At 58.8% G+C, this 20,342-nt stretch carries 10 protein-coding genes and 1 tRNA gene; 8 read left to right on the plus strand and 3 right to left on the minus strand.

Annotated elements, in window-relative coordinates:
• Positions 1-151 precede the first annotated feature (151 nt).
• Together ACOBR2_RS17350 and ACOBR2_RS17355 are read left to right on the plus strand one after the other, a co-directional pair.
• The gene (locus ACOBR2_RS17350) at positions 152-2,056 is read left to right on the plus strand and encodes a M61 family metallopeptidase (protein WP_420237360.1); all 1,905 of its coding nucleotides are present in this window, start codon (positions 152-154) and stop codon (positions 2,054-2,056) included.
• 115 nt (positions 2,057-2,171) lie between these two features.
• Positions 2,172-4,100: a CocE/NonD family hydrolase gene (locus ACOBR2_RS17355; protein WP_420237361.1), complete on the plus strand. Its 1,929-nt coding sequence runs from the start codon at positions 2,172-2,174 to the stop codon at positions 4,098-4,100.
• A gap of 100 nt (positions 4,101-4,200) precedes the next feature.
• Here ACOBR2_RS17355 and ACOBR2_RS17360 read toward each other — a convergent pair whose 3' ends face one another.
• The gene (locus ACOBR2_RS17360; protein WP_420237362.1) at positions 4,201-7,794 is read right to left on the minus strand and encodes a carboxypeptidase regulatory-like domain-containing protein; all 3,594 of its coding nucleotides are present in this window, start codon (positions 7,792-7,794) and stop codon (positions 4,201-4,203) included.
• A gap of 501 nt (positions 7,795-8,295) precedes the next feature.
• Here ACOBR2_RS17360 and ACOBR2_RS17365 point away from each other — a divergent pair.
• The 3 genes from ACOBR2_RS17365 to ACOBR2_RS17375 all read left to right on the plus strand — a co-directional run bounded on the left by ACOBR2_RS17365 (position 8,296) and on the right by ACOBR2_RS17375 (position 9,926).
• Positions 8,296-8,385 (plus strand) — tRNA-Ser (locus tag ACOBR2_RS17365).
• Positions 8,386-8,572: 187 nt separating this feature from the next.
• Positions 8,573-8,908 carry an integrase arm-type DNA-binding domain-containing protein gene (locus ACOBR2_RS17370; RefSeq protein WP_420237363.1) on the plus strand — a complete coding sequence of 112 codons (336 nt, stop codon included), beginning with the start codon at positions 8,573-8,575 and terminating at the stop codon, positions 8,906-8,908.
• Between the two features lie 604 nt (positions 8,909-9,512).
• Complete coding sequence (locus tag ACOBR2_RS17375) at positions 9,513-9,926, plus strand: GlcG/HbpS family heme-binding protein (protein ID WP_420237364.1); 414 nt, start codon at positions 9,513-9,515, stop codon at positions 9,924-9,926.
• A gap of 135 nt (positions 9,927-10,061) precedes the next feature.
• On the opposite strand, the gene fusA is transcribed toward ACOBR2_RS17375, so the two are convergent.
• Both fusA and obgE read right to left on the minus strand, forming a co-directional pair.
• On the minus strand, positions 10,062-12,179 hold the full coding sequence (fusA, locus tag ACOBR2_RS17380) for an elongation factor G (RefSeq protein WP_420237365.1): 2,118 nt from the start codon (positions 12,177-12,179) through the stop codon (positions 10,062-10,064).
• A 505-nt stretch (positions 12,180-12,684) separates the two neighbouring features.
• Positions 12,685-13,701 (minus strand): GTPase ObgE, encoded by a 1,017-nt coding sequence (gene obgE / locus ACOBR2_RS17385; protein ID WP_420237366.1) that lies wholly within the window; start codon positions 13,699-13,701, stop codon positions 12,685-12,687.
• 510 nt (positions 13,702-14,211) lie between these two features.
• Between obgE and ACOBR2_RS17390 the strand changes: the two genes are divergently transcribed.
• From ACOBR2_RS17390 to gcvH, 3 genes are all read left to right on the plus strand, one after another.
• Complete coding sequence (locus tag ACOBR2_RS17390) at positions 14,212-18,180, plus strand: carboxypeptidase regulatory-like domain-containing protein (RefSeq protein ID WP_420237367.1); 3,969 nt, start codon at positions 14,212-14,214, stop codon at positions 18,178-18,180.
• A gap of 162 nt (positions 18,181-18,342) precedes the next feature.
• The gene (locus ACOBR2_RS17395) at positions 18,343-19,704 is read left to right on the plus strand and encodes a M48 family metallopeptidase (protein ID WP_420237368.1); all 1,362 of its coding nucleotides are present in this window, start codon (positions 18,343-18,345) and stop codon (positions 19,702-19,704) included.
• Between the two features lie 228 nt (positions 19,705-19,932).
• Positions 19,933-20,322 (plus strand): glycine cleavage system protein GcvH, encoded by a 390-nt coding sequence (gcvH, locus tag ACOBR2_RS17400; RefSeq protein WP_420237369.1) that lies wholly within the window; start codon positions 19,933-19,935, stop codon positions 20,320-20,322.
• Positions 20,323-20,342: the final 20 nt, after the last annotated feature.

The following is a 20,342-nucleotide window of genomic DNA, read 5'->3' on the forward strand; positions in this document are numbered from 1 at the left end:
CTCCCTGATTCATGTGACTTTGTCTTTGGAGAAGATCGACAACACCCTCGGGATGACACTCGCAGAAACTTCAAAGGGGATCCGCGCGTCCAATGTGCAGGTGTTTCCCCACGCCCGGTGCTGTACTCTGAACTCTCTGGAGAATTTCCCGATGAATATTAGATTCTTGTCTGCAGGACTGCTTGCCATGGCTTCCCTCATGCCCGCCATGGCGCAGAAGACGCCGATTCGCATTACGGCCGATTTGACCGATGCGCCGCGCAAAATGTTTCATGCTGAAGTGGATCTGCCGGTAACTGCCGGCGCGCTGACGCTGACCACACCCAAGTGGATTCCCGGCCACCATATGCCGTCCGGCCCGGCCGATAACATTGTAGGCGTGGTCTTCACCGCCAATGGCCAGAAGCTGGAATGGAAGCGCGATGATGTGGATCTGTACGCATATCATCTGACCATACCGAAGGGTGTGACCACGCTGCATGCGCATCTGGATAGCATCGTCACTTCCCGCATCACCCAGAAGATGGCGGCTCTCGAATGGGAAGGCCTGCTGCTGTATCCGGCGGCCACACCCGTGCGTTCGATTGCGATTGAACCCGCGCTGAAGGTGCCTGCAGGTTGGGGCATTGGCACCGCGCTTGCGCATGTGGGTGAAGATGCCTATCCTGTGCCCGCCGCGGGAGCCACCGTGCACTTTGCCGCCACCAACGTGGAGCAGTTGCTGGATTCTCCGGTGATCACCGGTGAATACTTCCACGAGTACCCACTGGCGCCAGAGATAACTCCCAAGCATTATCTGGACGTGGTGGCCGACTACCCGGAAGACGCCGCGCTGCGGCCCACGTTTCTGGCAGGTGTGAGCAACCTGGTACGCGAGGCCAGCGCCCTCTACGGTTCGCATCACTACTACGTCTATCACTTCCTGCTCACGCTCAGCGATGTGGCCGGTGGTGAAGGTCTGGAGCACGGGCAGTCGTCGGACAATGGTGTGGGCGAAAAAGGCTACGCCGATGCGGAGCATCAGCGGCAGGAAGCAGATCTTCTTCCGCATGAATTCACGCACTCGTGGAACGGCAAGTATCGCCGTCCGGCAGGGCTCTATCAGCCCGACTTTGCCACCCCGCAGCAGGGTGCTCTGCTGTGGGTATACGAAGGCATGACAGAGTATTGGGGGGATGTGTTGGCGGCGCGCGCCGGACTGGAAACGCAGGCCGAGTATCGCGAAAACCTGGCGGCTTCGGCGGCGAATCTGGACACCAAGCCGGGCCGTGCGTGGCGTTCAACGGCTGACACCGCAGTTGCAGCCAGCATTCTACGTGGCGGCAATCCGGCATGGAGCAGCATGCGTCGCGGGCAGGACTACTACATGGAAGGCGAGCTATTGTGGCTCGATGCCGACACGTTGATCCGCAAGCTCACCGGCGACAAGAAGTCGCTCGATGACTTTGTGAAGATCTTCCTCGGCAAGGGCGGCAACACCGGTCCGGAGATTGTAACTTATAACTTCGACGAGTTAGTTACTGATCTGAATCAGGTGGTGCCCTACGACTGGGCAACCTTCCTGCATGACCGCATTGACAAGATCAACCCTCGCGCCGATGTGGCCGGCATTGAACAGGGCGGCTACAAGCTTGTTTATAACGAAAAACCCAGCGAGCATGCCGATGCGCCCAGTGATCGCCGCCGTGGCGTGAATGCCTGGTACTCGCTCGGGCTGCGGCTTTCAAACGAAGGAAAAATCTACGACGTGCGCTGGAATGGCCCTTCGGACAAGGCCCGGCTTGCCCCCAGCGACAAAATTATCGCCATCAATGGCGAAGTATTTTCACCGGAAGTGCTGCACAAAGCGATTGTCGCTGCCAAGACCAACGCCGCGCCAATTCACTTGATTCTGCAAGCAGACAGCTTTGTACGCACGACCGATGTGGACTACCACGACGGCGAACACTACCCAGCCCTGCAGCGTGTAGACGGCACAACGGCGTACATGGACGAAATCACCAAGCCGCTGACCACACTGGAAAAGGTTGCCGAGCCCAAGAAGGCCGAGCAGTAATCAACCTCACGCACCTCAAACCGAAAACGCGGCGCGGCTCTTCTGGGAGTTGCGCCGTTTTCGCATCCACAATCCCAATGACTCTGATTGACCTATATGGAGGAAGACCCTGACGATGCACACTCTGCGCCGTTTTCTTTTTGCCGCACTGCTTTGCCTGATTCCTGCCGTGGCAACCAACGCCCAACAGGCAGCGCCCAGCACCGATGAAAACTTTGTCCGCTCGCACTACACCAAGTACGAGTTCCGCATTCCCATGCGCGATGGCGTGCGACTTTTCACCGCTGTCTATGTGCCCAAGACCACGGCCTTCGCATCTGAAGCCGGACCGTTTCCATTCCTGATGAGTCGCACGCCCTACAGCGTGGAACCGTATGGCGTCGATAAGTATCCCACGCGCCTCGGGCCTTCCGACGAGTTTGAAAAGAGCGGCTACATCTTCGTCAATCAGGATGTGCGTGGCCGCTGGATGAGCGAAGGCGAGTTTGTGGAAATGCGTCCCCACATCGATGTGAAAAAATCCACCAAGGATGTGGACGACGCCTCCGACATGTACGACACCATCGAATTCCTGCTCAAGCATGTGGAGAACAACAACGGCAAGGTAGGCATCTGGGGCATCTCCTATCCGGGCTTCTACACCTCTGCCTCCATCATCGATTCACATCCGGCGCTGGTAGCTGCCAGCCCGCAAGCCCCCATGACGGACCTCTTCCGTGGTGATGATTCCTACCACAACGGAGCCTTCAAGCTTTCGGCCACCTATGGCTTCTATGCGCCCTTCTTCCATCAGCAGAAGACGCCCATCAACAAGGAAAACGATCCCGAGTTTGACTTCGGCACGCCGGACAGTTATCGCTTCTATCTTGAGGCAGGCAATCTGGACAACCTGACCAAGAAACTGAACACGCCCGCCAAGCTGTGGGAAGATCAGATTCACCACAACACCTACGACAGCTACTGGCAGCCGCGCGATCTGGAACGACACATGAACAACGTGCATTGCGCCGTGCTGGTGGTAGGCGGATGGTTCGACGCTGAAGACTTGGCCGGGCCGCTCTACACATACAACGCCATCCGCAAATTCAATCCTGCAACGCCGGCTACACTCGTCGAAGGCCCGTGGGTGCATGGCGGCTGGATGCGCTCCGAAGGCAGCCATCTGGGTGACGTGCAATTCGACGCCAAAACGGCGGAGTACTTCCGCAGCCAGGTACAGTATCCCTTCTTTGAGCACTACCTGAAGGGCAAGGGCGCCAAGCAGCCCGCCGCCGTGGTTTTTGAGACGGGCACCAATGTGTGGCATAACCTGGAAGCGTGGCCGCCTCGGGCTGCCGCCGCCAAAACGCTCTACTTCCACGCCAATGGCAAGCTCAGCTTTGACGCGCCCACCGAGGCCAACAGCAAGGATGAGTATCTGAGCGATCCCGCCCACCCGGTGCCCTTCGTTGCCTACACCACCGACACGGTTCCGCAGCGCTACATGGTGGACGATCAGCGCTTCGCCAGCGAGCGGCCCGACGTAGTCACCTATCAGACCGGGCCGCTGGAAGAAGACGTGACGATTGCCGGACCAATTGCGCCGCATCTGAAGATCGCCAGCTCCGCCACCGACTCCGACTTCGTGGTGAAGCTCATCGATGTCTATCCCGACGATTATCCCGATGCGCCCGATACCGCGCATGGCAACAAGCGCGTGCTGGATGCGCCTCCGCTGCACATGGGCGGCTATCAGCAACTGCTACGCGGCGAGCCCTTCCGCGCCAAATTCCGCAATAGCTGGGAAAAGCCCGAACCCCTCACCCCCGGCCAGCAGACGGCCATCAACTTCAGCATGCCCGACCTCTACCACACCTTCCGCCGCGGTCATCGCATCATGGTGCAAGTGCAAAGCTCGTGGTTCCCGCTGGTGGATCGCAATCCGCAGACCTTCACCGACATTCCTTCGGCCAAGCCCGAGGACTTCAAGAAGGCCTCCGAGCAGATCTTCCATCAGAAGGATGCGGCCAGTGGCGTAGAAGTGCTGGTAGTGCCGCAACGGTAAATTATGCTCTGGGAAAAATAGCCTTAGTTCTTATGCCACTTCCGCAAAAAAAATCCCTCGCCGCGAGTTACGCGGCGAGGGATGCATCCAGCAGCGAGTGCTACCAGTTGATTTTGCCACCGAACTGCAACGTACGGGGCGTGTTGTACTGCGAGGTGATGGTACCAAACGACGAGGACGTGGGAGTAACTGCCGGTGCAGAGTAGGTCACGTGGTTGAGCACGTTAAAGGCTTCGGCGCGGAACTGAAACTTCACATTGCGATACAGTGCGATGTTCTTCAGCAGCGAAGCATTCCACTCATTCAACGAATCCGCACGCCAGTGAGTGTTAGTCGTCGGGAAGTTACGAACGGAGTAGCTGGCAAACGCCTTGTACGCCGTCGTGCTCGTGCTCGTATTGAACTGGGTCGTATCGAATGCCTTGGTGTGATTTCTGGCATTCCAGTGAAGGTCGCCACCATAGTACTGCGCGATGGTGCTCCACTTGACCGGAGCGCCCGACTGCATCGAGTAACCAACCGTCAACGTCCATTCCTCGACAGCCTTGCGGGCAATCAGGTTGCTGGGGTTGTACAGTTTGCCCTTGCCGAAGGGCAGGTTGTAGACGCCCGTCGCTGAAAGGTGGAAGGGATAGTCGATGGTTGAAATGCGGCGTTCAAACTTCTTGTCCGCATTGTCCTTATAGGAGAGGCCTTCAATCAGCTTCGACCACGAGAAGTTCGAAGTGATTGAAAAGCCCTTCGACATACGGTGATCGTAACGGGCATTGAAGCTATGAAAGTGTGATTCACCGGCATTGAGGTCTTCTTCGTCAATGCCCGAGCCGCTGGGGAACTCAGGATAGGCAACCAACAGCTGCGAAAGTCCGATGCTCGTCGTTCCCAACGTGGTCGTGCTGGGAAGGATGCCGTGGAAAGGGTTGGTCAGCTTCGTGGAGGCGTTCAACACTTCCTGCTGTGCCGTGGTCTGGCGGTACTTCTGAGGAATTGCGTTGGGATAGTTGTCGGTCACCTGAATACGGATGGCACGGTTGCCCAGGTAGCTAAGCTGAACCAAATCGTTCGGCGTAAGCTGCTTCTGGATCTGGAACTGCCAGCGCTCCGAATATCCATCGCGCTGCTGCGGTGCCAGGAACGCAATCGTCTTGCCCACAAAGGTATCCGCACCAGCCGAAGCGCCGGTCGGGGACGTCAGGCCGCTGGGAAAGGCGTTCTGCCAGTAAGCCCCACTGGGCTTGCTGCACGAGGTGTAAGAGGTGCAGCTTGGCGGCAAATAGAAGCTGCCATCGGTCGACGGAACATAGGTGCTGGCCGAGCTAAAGCCATTCTGCGTCGGGTCGGCAATCGGAGCGATCGGGAAGACGTAGAGGCCGAAACCAGCCTGAATCGTCGTGCCCTTCAGGCGCTCCGGCTTCCAGGAGACGCCAATGCGCGGGCTGAAGATCTTCGACGGTGTCTGGTAGATGTTGCGGTTATTGGCCGAAGTGAAGGTCAAACCACCCAAAGGATCAATGGCGGTAGGCATGGCAAAAGTTGTGCCATATGTTGTGGCATTGGTTGTAACGGTCGCCTGGTTGGCGCTCAGATCACTGGAATAACTAGCAATGGCGTTGTTGGTAAAGCTGTGCGGTGCATTCGGATCAAAACCGTTGGTCGAACGGTTGGAACGCTCGGTCATCGGGAAGTCGTGCTCGAAACGGATGCCAGCGTTGATGACGAGGTTCGAACGAACCTTGTAGTCATCCTGCACAAACAGGGCCATGTACTCCAGCTTGGTGGCGCTGAAGGAATCGGTATCGTATTCGCCCGAAGAGGGAAGACCCAGTTCGAACTCGGCAATATCGGCACCCCAGTTGCTGGAACCGGCAGAGGTCGTGGGAGTGGCCAACGTGTAGTCGTTGCCAAAGGTGTAGGTACCAGTGGCGTTCTGCCAGTTGGTGGTAAAGCGGCGGTTCTGACGAACGTCGATACCAGCCTTGAGGTTGTGCGCGCCAGCCTTGTGGGTCACGTCGCCAAAGATGTGATAGCTGTCAAAAGCATTCTGACCGGCCGAGGAATTCGAACCCGAACCAAGGCACTGCAGGCCACTGCCAGAGGTAACCGCGTTCCCGGACGAGGTGGTGCAGCTTGCGCTGGAGTTTGTACCGGTGAACTTGATCAGCGGCATGGCATTGTAGGTGCTAGCCAGATTCTCAAAACCGAGCGAGTTCGCAGTCATGCCCGCGCTGGTCGGAGCCTGAGTCTCCACAAAACGCATCCAGTTAAAGCGAACATTCACGCTGGTGTTGGGGTTGAGAGTGTGTACCTCATCGAGCGTCATACCCCAGTTCTCGCGGGTCAGGTTCAGGCCGGTGCCTTCGTTGCCCAGGAAGTTGTTGCCCTTCTGCAGACGCTGGTTGTGCCACATCTTGTAGAACAGCTTGTCGCTGGCGGAAGGAATAAAGTCCAAACGGCCGAACTCGCTATCAAAGAAGTCCGGCGAAACCGGATCGATGGCGTAGTTGTTGACCTTGGCCGTGGTGACTCCGCTCGGATAATACTTCATCAAATTGGCAGCAATCGGGTTGAACGCAGCCATGCTGCTTCCGTAGTAACCCGTGTAACCATTCGCGCAAGTGCCGAAGAGGCAGTTACCGGGGATGGCAGTACGCTTTCCGGCGCTGGTGGTGCTGTACGGATCGTAGATCACACCAGTAACATCGCTGAAGTCACCGGTCTTTTCCTTGTCGGTCGGAACAGAGGTAGTACCCGAAGCTGGCGTGGTATCGCGGATACCCTGCCAGGCAAACTCCCAGAGCAGCTTCTTGCGGCCGTCAAAGAAGTAAGGAATGAAGATCGGGCCGTTGGCGGTCAGGCCGTACTGGTTATAGTTGGTAACCGGACGCTTCAGACCACTCAGATTATTGAAGTAGCTGTTGGCCGCAAAGTACGAAACCTTATTGAATTCGTAAGCGTCGCCGTGGAACTTGTTGCCGCCGCCCTTGGTGGTCATGTTCACAAAACCGCCACCGGAGTGACCGTAAGCCGCATCCGGCTGGAAGACGGTGGTCTTTACCTGGCCCACTACGTCCGCAGGAGGATTGAAGGTGGTACGGAACTTCCAGTCAATATCGGACGAACCGTCCAGCTCGACTTCCGTCGAACCGGTCGGCGTACCCGCCACCGTGCCGTTGCTCGAGTTGTCAAAGGGACGGGTTTCGCCCGGAGCATCGGTCTTGGCCATACCCGGAGCCAGCTGCGAGAGCGTCGAAGGTGCACCGCCATTCAGAGGCAGTTCGCGCACAGCCTGCGTGCCCATCGTCTGGTCACTGGCGGCACTGCGCCCACCAGCCATCGAGGCATCCTGACGGATGGTGATGGTCTCGGTAATAGCGCCCGGCGTCAGCACGGGGTTGATCGCCACGTGGCTGCCCGGATCAAGCGTGATGCCCTGACGGACGTAGGTCTTGAAACCCTCGTCCTTGACCGTCACCTGATAGGAACCCGGAGCCAGTCCAGGAAGCGTATAACGGCCCTGTGCGTCGGTCACCGTATCGGTACGCGCACCGGTATCCTGCTGAACCGCTTCAATCCGTGCATGAGAAACGGGGATGTTGGCTCCCGTCGTGATCGAACCTTCCAGCGTACCGCGGAATTCCTGCGCGTGCGCACTGGCCAGAACGATCACAAACAATGCGGCGACAAAACAACGCAAAATAGCGCTCGCCGTGCTTATGAAAGACGTTTTTGAATACACTATGGTCCTCTCGTACCGTGAGCCTGTTCCCAGAAATCCGGTGAACAGGCAAAAAGATGTTCCGGCCGGTTTACTTTGTTTCCGAATCCGGTCCGGATGCTTATTCTTTCCCCGGGTATCGCATCGTTCAATGCGAGACAATCCGCCCCGGAGGCAAACTAACCTATTTTAAAGAGAAATTCTTATCTGGGGATGTGTTTTAAGTCACCTACGATAAATCTCTTTTCCTTGCAACGCGATGGCGTTTCTCTACCCCCGCCATATACCGCATAACGGCACCAAAAAATCTCACTGTAAAAAAATAGCCGCTTTTCCCCGTGCATCTTTACACAGAAACAGCGAACTGAACCGTATTCACACAAGTCGTCTATATGAGGAGCAGGGCAGAAAGCTTTCCTGCATTCAACGATTGGGAAAAACCGCCATTCGGCCTTACAATCAAAAGTGTTCCCACCCCGCGGAGGGATGGGTGAGCGGTTGAAACCGGCGGTCTTGAAAACCGTTGAGCCCGAAAGGGCTCCGGGGGTTCGAATCCCTCTCCCTCCGCCAAGACCTCTTCCCAGAGCGTCTCCAGAAGTTCCCCAAAAAACAAAAACTACTTAAAAATGAATAAGATATTATTTCATCCCTTCCTCGGCGATACCATGAAAGCCAAGCGTTCTGGGGGGATTCCTGGGGGTACGAAGCCTTTCACCTGGGGGTATTTTTGTGCCCCCCCTGCGTACGAGGCAAAAATATGGCGCTGACCGACACCCAGATCCGTAAAGCCAAACAGAGTGACAAACCATACCGCATGAGCGATGGCGGCGGCCTGTACCTGCAGATTGTACCGTCCGGTGGAAAACTTTGGCGTTGGAAGTACCGCTTTGACGGCAAAGAGAAGCTGATGGCGCTGGGCAAGTACCCGGATGTGTCTTTGGCGCAGGCCAGAGAGCGCCACGCCGTCAGTGCAGCCTACATTCACGCCCGTTGCCTGCAGCCCCGCACCAAAATGATGCAGGGCTGGGCAGACTATCTTGAGCACACACAGCAACGCGGAGTGGTTGTGACTATTTCTGGACGTATTGCATAGACGAACTTATGTAAGCATGGAATTTTTCCATGCTTACATAAAAGCATTTATAGAGCTACGCTTACACGACCTTACTTGACCGTTAGACTAACTGTGCCTGAGTGCTTGACTTGCTGCGTCTGCGCGCTCGAGGAACTCGACGAGGCGCTTCCTGCGCAGCCAACAGTAAAGGCTGCACTGGATAATAGAATCACGCCGAGTAAGAACGCCGGCCAGGTTCCGTAAGCCGCCAATTTTCTCCGCATCAAGAAAAGCGGTAAAAGAAGAAACGGCAGTAAAATTCCCGCTGTTTCTGAAACGCTCTCGGTAAATACTACCGTGATTTGGTAGGTTCCTGCAGGGGTATTTGAGGAGGTGGAGATCGCAATTGCACCCGTGCTCGACGAATAACTGCACGTGGCATTCGCGGGCAGATTGAGGCAGGAAACAGAGATACCGCTGGCCGTCGAGGGCAGCGTCACCGGAAAGTATGGACCGGCAAGTATAGAATCGAGCTGTTTGGAGAGGTCTGTTGAAGATGTCCGACGCAAAAAAAGTTATCTATGCTCTCTGTCTTGCCTTGCTGTTTTCTTGCGGTATTCCCGTTCAGGCAAACGATTCAACGTTGACCGTCCAAGTTATCAGCGAGGCTGGTGCAAAGCGTGTTCTCCAGGCGGCCGAAGAAGAAGCCGGAAAGCTTCATGCCCCGTGCGCGATTGCGGTCGTTGATCGCAGCGGAACGCTGATTGCCTTTCTTAAGATGGACGGAGTCCGCGACGGCAGCCCTGAGCTTGCCATTGGCAAGGCACGCACCTCTGCCCTGCTGCAACGACCCAGCGAAGAGACCGAAAACAACGTCAACAACGGACGCACCGCTCTGGTAACTGCCGGGCTGCTCACGCTTCGCGGCGGAGTCCCCTTGATCTCTGGCCAGGAAGTCGTGGGTGCCGTGGGCGTCGCTGGCTTGAACAAAGAAAATGACGTAGCCATCGCCAAAGCAGCAGCGACAGCATTCTCATCCTCATCGCAACTTCAATAACTCAGTCCATATCCCCGGCAAAGCCGTTCTGGCCACACCTGCCAGAAAACCTCTCTGGAAAATCTTCTGCTGAAATGCATTGCGGGGTGGATTTCTCCACCCCGCAATGCAGCACAAACCACGCTACAGATTGGTTTATTCCTCGTCTTCGTCGACGGGGCGTTTGGCGCCGGCCAGAATCTTGTCTGCGGCGGCCTGTGGCACCACGTCGTAGTGGTCCATTTCCATGTGGTAACTGCCTTTGCCCTGTGTGAGCGCAGTTAGATTGGTGCCATAGGCCAGCATTTCGGCCATGGGAACCTGGGCGTTGATCACGGTAGTTTTGCCCTTGCTCTCCATGCCACCCACGCGACCACGGCGACCGTTCAAGTCGCCCATCAGCGCTCCGGCAAACTCTTCGGGAGCCTCAACAACCACCTTCATAATGGGCTCCAGCAGACAGGGCTTGCATAGCTCCATGGCTTTTTTGAAAGCCAGACGCCCAGCGGTCTTGAAGCTCATTTCGTTGGAATCAACGTCGTGGTAACTGCCGTCGTAAACCACCACCTTGAAGTCCACCACCGGGTAGCCAGCCAGGTAGCCACGCGCTGCGCTCTCCACCACGCCCTTTTCAATAGCGGGAACGAACTGCCGGGGAATCGATCCGCCAAAAATCTCGCTGGCAAACTGGAAGCCGGTGCCGCGCGGCAGAGGTTCCATGCGGATCTTGCAGTCGCCAAACTGGCCATGGCCACCGGACTGCTTTTTGTGCCGCCCCTGCGCCTCGGCCTTGGCGCGGATGGTTTCGCGGTAGGGCACCTTGGGCGCCTTCAACGTAACCTCAACGTGATAGCGCTTCTTCAGGCGGCTGACGATCGCCTCAATGTGCGGCTGGCCTGCGCCCGCAATCAAAAACTCGTTGGTCTGCGGATCGCGGAAGAAGCGCACCAGCAGATCCTCTTCCATCAGCTTGTGGATGGCCGGAGCCAGCTTGTCTTCGTCGGCACGGGTCTTGGGCTCAATGGCGTACGTCATGGCCGCCTCGGGCAGCTGCAGCAGTTCCAGCTGAATCTCGCCACCCTTTGCGCCCAGCGTATTGCCGGTAAGGGTTTCCCGCAGCTTGGCCACCGCGCCCAGGTCGCCCGCATGCAGCTCAGGAACTTCCACGGCCTTGCGCCCCTGCATCACGGAAAGGTGCGCAAAACGCTCCTGCCCGCGACGGGTGTAATTTTCCAACGTAGCGTCATTCTTGAGCACGCCGCTCATCACCTTGAAGAAGCTGATGCGTCCGGCAAAAGGGTCCGACATGGTTTTGAAAACGGTGAGCGCGACGGGCTGTGCATCGCTGACCTCGCGCGTGGTTTCCGTAGCTTCCTGTCCAGCCACGGCAGTCGTCACGTTGAAAGGCGTGCGCTCAGTGGGCGCGGGAGCGTAAGCCTTCAAAAAGTCCAGCAGATGGTCGAGCGCAATGTTGGTCAGGCCCGCGCCAAAGAGCACAGGAAAGATGCGGTCTTCACGAATGGCCTCGTGGAGCGCGGCCACCAGATGTTCCAAGGGGATGGTTCCCTTCTCAAAGAACTCTTCCATCAACTCGTCTTTGCCCTCGGCCACCAGCTCGATCAATGCCTCATGTCGGGCCTTGGCGTCGGCGGCCAGCGAGGCGGGAATTTCGGCGCTCGCCTTGCCGCGGCCGTCGCCGTTGGGCGCATAGGTAAAGCTCTGCATGGTCACCAGATCCACCACGCCACGGAAGCCGTTGGCGTCAACGATGGGCAGCTGCACAGGCACGCAAGCACGGCCCCAGCGCTCAGCCAGATCGTCGAGCAGGGCGCTCAGTCCGCCGCCACCACCCGCCTTGGGATGGTCCATCTGGTTGACCAGCACGATACGCGGCACAGCAGCCTCTTCGGCAAACTTCCACACGCGCTCGGTCACCGGTTCAACGCCGGTCAGAGCATTCACCACCACCACGGCGGATTCCACCGGCAGCAGCGCGGCGCGGGCTTCGTGGGTAAACATGTGAAAACCCGGCGTATCCACAAAATTGATTTTGACGCCCTGCCACTCGGCAAAGGCCACGGCATTCTGCATGGTTACGCCACGGGCAACCTCTTCCTCGTCGTAGGCGGTCACGGCCGAACCATCTGCAACGCGCCCCTGCGTGGGAGTCATCTTGGCGGCATGCAGCAAAGCGGCAATGAGCGTGGTTTTGCCACTATGTGCATGCCCCATTACAGCTACGTTGCGGATCTCACTTCCCTGATAGATTTTCATAGGGTTTCTCCTTGTGTGTGCGGGGGTACTGCAGAATGAGCCCGGGGGAGGGACAAACTGGAATGGACAGGGAGGACGCGGAATCGCCCGAAAGGGCTGCCTGTGTGCCGGATTGGCGGGCGGAAGCGCCCGGTCTGGCCTCTGCTTCGTCCATCGATCAACTCTCAGGACCAGCCCCCAGCGGCAGGCTTGAAAACCGCTCGCCAGAGACCTGCGAATGAAACCCGGATGCTATCACAGGCGAACTATTACAGTCTTGTGACAAAAAACACAGGGAGCGAAAAGCAGCTTTCGGCCATCAGCTATTAGCCTGTTTGTAGGGAAGATTCAGCAGTTGTGCTCAACCGGAAGGGTCGAATTTTGTTTGGCTGAGTTGCAGAAGAAAATTTCCGCAAAATAAAGCCGAGGGCTGACAACTTTGCCTTGAAAGCCGTCTTTCGCCGCAACAAAAAAACGAGGGCGCTCAAAGCGCCCTCGTTTCATTTCACAGCCAATGCTACGGGAGTTACTTGGCTTCAATGTCGAAGAGACGACGAGCCATCGCCCACTTCAGCTCGGCCACGCCTTCGCCGGTGACGGCGGAAATCTCGTGGAACTCCAGCTTGCGGCGCTTGGCATGCGCCCGGAGCTTCTTGAGCTTTTCGGGGTTGGCGGAGTCGATCTTGGTGGCAGCCACGATCATCGGTTTTTCAACCAGACCGTTGCCAAAGCTCTCCAGCTCCTTGTTGATCACCTTGAAGTCTTCCACGGCATCGGGACGGCCCGAGGCGTCGCTCACATCCACCAAATGCAGCAACACGCGGGTGCGCTCAATGTGACGCAGGAACTGCGTACCCAGGCCCTGGCCCAGATGCGCGCCCTCAATCAAACCGGGAACGTCGGCCACCACGTAGGAAAGCAGATCCGGCTCTTCACCCACCGTGACCACGCCAAGGTTTGGCTCAAGCGTCGTGAAGGGATAATCGGCAATCTTGGGCTTGGCCGCGGAAATGCGCGAAATCAGCGTGGACTTGCCAGCATTGGGGTAGCCCACCAGGCCGACATCGGCCAGCAGCTTGAGCTCCAAACGCAGGAAGAACTCATCCCCGGTCCGCCCCATCTCATGCTCCCGCGGAGCCTGATGAACGGGGGTGGCAAAATGCTGGTTGCCACGTCCGCCGCGTCCGCCCTTGGCCACCACGAAGGTATCGTCGGGCTCGCTGAAGTCGTGCAGCAACTCGCCGGTCTCAAAGTTATAGACAGCCGTGCCCACCGGCACCTTGAGCGTGATGGAGTAACCATCCTGACCGGTGCAGTTGGAGCCCAGTCCGTGCTCGCCGCGCTTGGCCTTGTGCTCGGGGTTGTAGCGGAAGTGGATGAGCGTATTGTGACGCTGGCTGGAGACCATGATTACGTCGCCGCCATGGCCACCATCCCCACCCGAAGGGCCGCCACGGGCCACGAACTTTTCACGACGGAAGGCCATGCAGCCATTGCCGCCATCGCCAGCCTTGACGTGAATCTTTACCTGATCGATGAACATAAGCTTCCAAACAAAAAAAGATGCGCGCCCTGGGGCGCACAGGCGGCGATTGTTGAAAAAGGCCGCTTCTTCAGTGTACCGGAGTCTGAATCGCAGCGGGGGAAAAACAGCTTTCAGACGTCCGCTCTCAGCTTTCAGCCTGTCCATGCTGGAACCAAGCACCCGGACCCAACGCACTACAGGGAGAACTATTTGCACTCGCTTTAGTGCAAAATGAGATAAAAGCTGACCCGCCGACTTGCTGACAGCTGACTTGCTAACCCGCTAACGGCTAAAAGCTCTGGCACTACCCCGCACTTCCATAAGAAGTTTCTAAAAGAAGACTTTGCAGCGCCTAAAAAGCAGCTTAGAATCGCAGCAAATTGACTCCCCGTGTTCCTGAGTACGACTGGGGAAAAATCCGCCTTGGAGCGGAGCTGGTCACAGGACAAAAAGGCCGGAAAAGCACGCCCTTACAAGGATCCGGCTGGCGCTGAAGGACTTCCCTACGATCTGCCGGAAGGTTGCTCGATGGCAGAGCTGAAGCGCATCGGACCGCTGGCTGTCGCCGTGCTGTGGGCGGGCGTGTGTATGGCTGCGCTCGGGCAAACTACCGGCTCACTTAGTGGGCGGCTGACCAGCCTGAGTTCCGCGCCGCTCTCCGGCCTGACGATTGTGGCCCATCTGCAGCAGAGTACCTTTGAGGCTCGCACCGTCACGGCCAAAAACGGTTCCTACAGCTTCCAGAACCTTCCCGCCGGTCTGTACACACTCACGGCCGACCAGCCTGAGCTTGGCCATGGCGAGCTGAACGACATTCTGGTGCAACCCGGTCATGAGGCGCATATGCAAGCAGCCATGGCCTTTGCACCGCAAAACCCAGAAGGACAACCGCGTCTGCTGGCGGTCGTAGAACCGCAGAATGCGCCGCATCCACTGCCAGCACAGGCAATTCCCCCGCCGGGCAAGGAAAAGACCGTCGCCGCAGTTTCCGCGCTTCCTTCCTCAACTTCTGCAGCCAGTGCAGCGCCCCACGCCGTTCCGCCGCAGGCGGCACAGCAGGTCGCGCCGCGCACGCTTCCGGCGCAGGCCGCGTCAAGTTCAGCCGCACTCAGTCCAGCCGCATCTGCTCAAGCCCCGCCAACTCAGGCCCCGCCCGACTGGGCCACGCAGCATCTGGTTTTGCCGCCGGGCGCTCCGCCGATGAGCTTTGCCGGCCGGGGCGAAATCGAGCAGCCGGATCTGGCTGCGGCGATTGCGGCCGCCCATGGGCAGGGCTGGGAAAAAACCGCAGCTTCCTCTCCCGCAGCCGCGCCTGCACCGCAAACGACAGAAAACACAGCTACCATGACAAAACAGGGGACAGAACAAGAAGCGGAACGCACGCCCTGGGAAGAAATTGCGGAAAAGAGTGTGCCGCCCCCAGAACCGGCAGAACCCAACGCAGAGCCAAACGCTACCGGGCTGACCGGCGAAGAGGTGCGTTCCCTGCCCGCCAGCGGCCGCCACTGGGAGGATTTTGCGCTGGACACACCGCATGCCGCCTCGGCTCCGGGTGCGGAGCGCACCTCGCTGGCCGGTCCCGGCTACGATGCAGCCGAAACCACCCTCGACGGCATGAATACGCAACTGGCCTTTGGCGGCGTGGGGCAGCGTACCGCCAGCAGCTCGGGACAAAACACCGGGCCGGATTCGATGGGTCAGCCCTGGGCCAATGGGCGCGGACTGGCGGTAAGTGAAGTGGCCATCCGCACCCTGAACACCACCGCCATCAATGTGGCACGCAGCGCCAGCCGGGGCGCGGGTGGCCGCATCGCCATTACTACCGAGAGCGGCACCAAAAATCTGCATGGGCAGGGCTTCGTCTATGACCGGCAGAATTTGTGGGGAGCGCGAAACCCTTTCACCACCCTGATTCAGGAGACGGCTGCAGCCACCACCACCAGCGTTGCCACCTTCGGAACCGTGCCCTACACCCCGCCCAGCCATGAACTGACGGTGGGATTGGGCCTCGGCAGCCAGCTCTTCCGCAAAAATCTCTTCTGGTTCGCAGCCCTCGACAGCAACTATAAGAACGATCCCGGTGTCTCCGGCGTCAAGCACCCTGACCTCTTCTTTGCCGCGCCCACCACGCCCCGGCTAGAGCTGCTGAGCGGGCAGATCGGCTCCAAATGCAGCAATGTGTACATATGCTACTCGTCGGTGATGGAAACTCTGGCCGGACTGACCGGCGAAGCCCCGCGCACGGCCAGCCAGTGGGTGGGCTTTGGCCGCGTGGACTGGCAGATCAACGAGCGGCAGCAAATGAACGTTGAGGCCACCGCCGCCTACTTCGACTCGCCCGGTGGAGGCATGACGCAGACCAGCGAGACTTACGGCACCCACAGCTACGGCCACAGCCAGTCGCTGGAACAGTGGCTGCTGGGGCGGTGGCAGCGCTACATTACCGCCAACCTGCTGACCGCCAGCCAACTCTCCTTCGGCCATACCGAGCTGCGCGCCCTGCCAGAGACGCCTTCCGCCTACGAGCAGACACTGAACGTCAACGACTGGGGCCAACTGCCGCAGATCACCGTGGACTCCAGCTACGGCTTCACCATCGGCAATCCTTCCCGCTTCGGCCAGGGCGACTTCCCCGACGAGTTGGTGACGCATCTGGAACAGTCGCTGGACTGGACCCACGGCCAGCTACTGGTGCGCTCCGGCGTCAGCTACGATCACGACTTTGACGAAATCACGATGCTGCGCAACCAGACCGGAACCTACCACTACGCGAATGTGGCCAACTTCATCACCGATGCTCTGGCCTTCCAGGACTACGGCTACACCGGCGAATTGAACGCCTCGGACCCGCACAACTGTGACGCGCGCGCCAAGGCCTGGTACAACTCCAGCGGCGGGCTTGAAGGCATTGGATCATTACCCTGCTACTCCTACTACTCGCAGACAATGGGCCCAGCCAAACGCCATGTGAGCACCAATCAGTGGGCGGCCTATGGCACAGCGCAATGGCAGCCGGTCAAATTCCTGACGCTTTCGGCAGGAATGCGCTGGGAACATGAGCAGCTTCCGGCACCGATCAGAATCGTGAACAATCCCGAGCTGCCACTGACCCAGCAGACGCCCAACCTGGGCAGCAACTGGGCTCCGCGCTTCAGTCTGGCGCTGGGCAAGCGCGGCAGCTATGGACCGGTGCTGCGGCTAGGCTACGGCATCTACTACGGGCGCATCAGCAACTCGGTGGCAGAGTCCGTGCTTACCCAGACGGGCTCCACCAACGCTGACCTGCGCTACTTCTTCCGGCCCACCGACAACCTGTACGAGGGCGGCGCTCCACCCTTTCCATATGTGCTCTCTGGCCCACCCGCAACCTATGTGAAACCGGCTGCCCTGGAGTTTGCGCCCAACTTCAAAAATCCCGAGGTGCATCAGGCCGAAGTGGCTGTGGAGCAGCGGCTACCGGCCAAATTCACCGCCTCGGTTGGCACCATGGTCAGCCTTGGCCGCAGACTACCGGTCACGGTGGACACCAACATCGACTCTACGGTGAATCCCGGCTCCATTACCTATGCCCTCAGCGATGCGTCGGCGCTGGGGCCCATCAAAATCGGCAACGCGCAGAGACTGACCGTGCCCTTTTACGCCACCTGGCCCTCGTCCACCTCCAGCACCGGTACAGCGGGCCGGGCCAACACGGACTATCAGCAGGTGGTGGAGGTGGAGAGCCGCGCCAACTCCACCTACGAGGCGGCTACCCTGCAACTAACCCGGGTGAGCGCCCATGGGCTCACGTTGCACACCCACTACACCTACTCCCACGCCATGGACTGGAACCCCAACGAGAGCACCAACCTGCTGGGCGGCAGCATGATGGACCCCACCAACTTCCACTGGGAGTACGGCACCGGCAATCTGGATACACGCCACTCCGCCGCTGTTCTGCTGCTCTTTGAGCCACCGTGGAAGCTGGCAGGCCGTGCTGGCCGCATCGCCAATGGCTGGCGAATCGCAGGCGTGGGCCAGTACCGCAGCGGCCAGCCCTACACCATGCGCACCGGCGGCTCCATCCCCAAAAAATACAGCAGTACCGACGCGGCCATCGTCGGCCTGGGCCCCGGTTTGAACGGACTGGGCGGCGACAATCGCATCTACGGCACTGGCAGCGACGGCAAGTTTTACAACCTGGGCCGCAATACCTACCGCTATCCCGACACATGGAAGCTGGACTTGCGCCTGAGCAAGCGCATTCCACTGCGCCATGAACGCGAGTTGGAGCTGCTGGCCGACTCCTTCAATCTCTTCAACCACCAGAACGTGACGGAGCTGGAGACGACCGGCTACACGATTGAGTCGAGCGATACTGCAGGCGGCCTGCCCACGCTGACCTTCATGAATGGTGCCAAGACCAACTCCACCGCCTTCGGCCAGCCCCTCAACGTGAACGCCACCAACTTCTTCCAGCCACGCCAGATCGACTTCGGCCTACGCTTTCGCTTCTAGACGGATGAATCTCCATGGGTGGAAGACGTCCATCCCCTGCAAATCCATTTGCAAAATTCAATCGACGCGATCAATTGCCTGAACTCGAACAAGTTTTCTCGCAGTCAGCTTCCTGCGTCTATCATCATTTCTATTCCAGATTGATTCGAATCCAATTCCGCCATGGGGGCTCTGTTGAAGCTACAACTGCGCTGGCTCGTTTTTCCGCTCTTTCTGCTGCTGGTTTTGCCGCACGCCGCACTGGCCAACAACCCCACTCCAATCGCGCCCACGCAAGACACAGCCAGCCCGCAACCACCTACTCCCGCGCAAACCTACAATCTTCCGCCAGACAAGCTGGCCAAGGCCGTGGCCCTCGGCCACATTCACACCGCGCTCGACCTGGTGGATTCTCTCTGGAGCATCGGTTTTGTGGCTCTGCTGCTGGCCACGGGATGGGCCGCGCGCATTGCCGGATGGCTGGAAGAGCGCATTGCCCGCCGCTGGCTGCAGGGGTTAGCCTTTTTTGCCGTCTACCTACTGCTTTCCACGCTGGCCAGCCTGCCGCTGGAGCTGCTTGGCCACACCGCCAGTCTGCATTACGGCATCAGCATACAGGGCTGGGCCAGTTGGTTCGGCGATCAGGGCAAAGCGCTCGGCATCGGCATTCTTGTCGGCCCCTTGCTGATGCTGCTCTTTCACTGGCTGGTCCGAGTATCTCCGCGCCTCTGGTGGCTCGGCATCTGGGCCGTGGCCATGCCGCTGACGCTGCTGGCCATCTTCGCTACACCCCTGGTCATCGATCCGCTCTTCAACAAATTTGAGCCGCTTGAGCAGCATCACGCCGCGCTGGTCGCCAAGCTGGAAACCGTGGTGGCCCGCACCGGCAACCGCATTCCGCCGGAGCGCATGTTCCTGATGAAGGCCAGCGACAAATCGAACGGCCTGAACGCCTACGTCACCGGCATTGGCTCCAGCAAGCGTTACGTCATGTGGGACACAGCCACCGACCGCCTGCCCGACGACGAGATTCTCTTCATCTTCGGCCACGAAAGCGGCCACTACATGCTCAACCACATTCCCAAAGAGATCGCGTTCTCCTCTTTCGGCCTGCTGGCGCTGCTCTTTGCCGGTTCCCGCTTTGCCGGAAGTCTGGCCAAGCGCAAAGCCACTTCCTGGAAGCTGACCAGCGCCGACCCGTCCCTCGCTCCGCTGGCCACACGACAGGGATTTTTGCTAGTTCTTCTGACGGTTTCTCTGCTCAGCCTGATTCTGCAACCCGCCTCCAACGCCCTCAGCCGCCACTTTGAACACGAGGCCGACGTCTACGGGCAGGAGGCAATCCACGGTCTGGTAGCTGACCCGCAAAAGACCGCCGTCAGCGCCTTCAATCACCTGGGCGAGGCCTGGCTGGAAGACCCCGCGCCCAACCCTCTGGTCGAGTTCTGGGAGTTCAACCACCCCAGCGTGCAGCACCGCTCCGGCTTTGCCGCCCAGTACAATCCCTGGGCCGCCGGCGGCCACGGCCGGTTCTTCGCCCAATAAAGCAGTCCCTGCTCCCTCCAACGGCAATAAGCTTCTTCGGTCACGCCTGCGGCCTTGGTCCCTGCCGTTTTCAGAATTAGCCGGGAAACAGCCCAAACCGTACCGCTTGCGCCCTCTTCCCATCTGTGACGAAACTACCCTTTCGGCCGGGGTTTTCCTCGGCTGCCTTCCCCGCTGCAGACTAAAATAGAGACTGCTGTCTGCTTTCATTTCTCAAGGAGCATACCCATGGCGTATCCCGCGCATTATCGTTACACCCGCGAACACGAGTGGATCTATCTGGAAGGCAACATCGGCGTGGTCGGCATTACCGACTATGCCCAGGGCTCGCTCGGCGACATCGTTTACGTTGACGTACCCAAGGTGGGCGACCCGATTGCGGCCAACGCCGTCTTTGGCTCGGTAGAGAGCGTCAAGGCGGTCAGCGACCTGTACAGCCCGGTCAGCGGCACCGTCACTGCCACCAATGAAGAGCTGAAGAACACCCCCGACCAGATCAACGAAAAGCCCCACGAGGCCTGGATCATCAAGGTTGAGCTGAGCGACCCAAGCGAGTTTGAAAAACTGCTGGACGCCGCCGCCTATGAAGCCTTCATCGCCGAAGAAACCGGACACTAAAAACAGCCTTCAGCTTCCAG

The sequence above is a fragment of the Telmatobacter bradus genome (assembly GCF_048629425.1).
Taxonomy (GTDB): Bacteria; Acidobacteriota; Terriglobia; order Terriglobales; family Acidobacteriaceae; genus Telmatobacter; species Telmatobacter bradus.

What these genes read in the sequence shown, in the direction of transcription:
- ACOBR2_RS17350 (WP_420237360.1), top strand. Translation starts at nt 152, where the DNA reads ATGAATATTAGATTCTTGTCTGCAGGACTGCTTGCCATGGCTTCCCTC.
- ACOBR2_RS17355 (WP_420237361.1), top strand. Translation starts at nt 2,172, where the DNA reads ATGCACACTCTGCGCCGTTTTCTTTTTGCCGCACTGCTTTGCCTGATT.
- ACOBR2_RS17370 (WP_420237363.1), top strand. Translation starts at nt 8,573, where the DNA reads ATGGCGCTGACCGACACCCAGATCCGTAAAGCCAAACAGAGTGACAAA.
- fusA (WP_420237365.1), bottom strand. Translation starts at nt 12,179, where the DNA reads ATGAAAATCTATCAGGGAAGTGAGATCCGCAACGTAGCTGTAATGGGG.
- obgE (WP_420237366.1), bottom strand. Translation starts at nt 13,701, where the DNA reads ATGTTCATCGATCAGGTAAAGATTCACGTCAAGGCTGGCGATGGCGGC.
- ACOBR2_RS17390 (WP_420237367.1), top strand. Translation starts at nt 14,212, where the DNA reads ATGGCAGAGCTGAAGCGCATCGGACCGCTGGCTGTCGCCGTGCTGTGG.
- ACOBR2_RS17395 (WP_420237368.1), top strand. Translation starts at nt 18,343, where the DNA reads ATGGGGGCTCTGTTGAAGCTACAACTGCGCTGGCTCGTTTTTCCGCTC.
- gcvH (WP_420237369.1), top strand. Translation starts at nt 19,933, where the DNA reads ATGGCGTATCCCGCGCATTATCGTTACACCCGCGAACACGAGTGGATC.